Raw genomic sequence first — 887 nt, forward strand, 5'->3', positions numbered from 1 at the left:
CAACGTGTTTGTGTATGGTTAGTTGCGTGGTTAGGCAACTAAGTTAACAAACATTTACGAACCCGTAAAAATTCCGCAGGAATTTTCGCAAGTAGGCAAGAACACAGCAATTAATTATACACGGTGTTACCAAATGGTTTTTAATATCCGACGTAATTAGATTCTTTAATTTTTAAATTTCCGATTTTTTTATCTTTAACCTTAATTGAATACCAAACTCTCCATTGATTACCAGTATCAGGAACATTCAAGTCAGAAGTAAGATAAATAGTGTTTCCTAAAATGCTATCAATTTCGGTTGAGAAAAGATTGCACTCTGCATAAAATTCAGGAATCAGAGATTCTTTGAAATCAGTTCGGTCGATTTGTTTTTTGTCAACAATTGAGTCTGTCAAAAGTATGAAATCAGTTACCATTTTGTGTGAATGGTCTAAATATGCTTGTTCTCCGTTTTGAGCTAAATTCCTAACAATAGAACTATCGTTTAAACTATAAGTTTTTAATTCAAGAGTGTATTTTAATTCAGAAATTTTGAATTCTTTATTTGTCGAAATAGTGTCGAGAATTAAAGCCCAATAATTATTAATTGTATCTTTTTTATGTTTTGAGTGGTTAGATTCCAACTCTATTTTTTGTTCAGATTCCGTATCTGCAGTTAATTCCGTTTTTGACTTAAATTCAGATTGGTTTTTTTCCGATTTATTTCGGTCGCAACTTGATAAAACAGAAAATGTTAATAGTAAAATAAGAAGTTGTTTCATTGTTCGGGTTTCAACTGTTTGGTAACGTGTTTGTGTATGGTTAGTTGCGTGGTTAGGCAACTAAGTTAGCAAACTTAAACGAACCCGTGAAAATTCCGCAGGAATTTTCGCAAGTAAGCTCAAAAA

General features: G+C 31.9%; 1 protein-coding gene. It reads right to left on the minus strand.

The annotated features are described in order from the left end of the window. Positions 1 to 140 precede the first annotated feature (140 nt). Positions 141 to 761, minus strand: a complete 621-nt coding sequence (locus ACFQ13_RS07200; protein WP_386115686.1) for a hypothetical protein — start codon at positions 759 to 761, stop codon at positions 141 to 143. Between the last annotated feature and the right edge of the window lie 126 nt (positions 762 to 887).

Origin of the sequence: Winogradskyella rapida (genome assembly GCF_042675845.1) — a bacterium.
In the GTDB taxonomy this organism is placed as follows: Bacteria; Bacteroidota; Bacteroidia; order Flavobacteriales; family Flavobacteriaceae; genus Winogradskyella; species Winogradskyella rapida.

Bases quoted from the DNA above. Each gene is read 5' to 3' on its own strand.
- ACFQ13_RS07200 (WP_386115686.1), bottom strand. From the start codon at position 761: ATGAAACAACTTCTTATTTTACTATTAACATTTTCTGTTTTATCAAGT.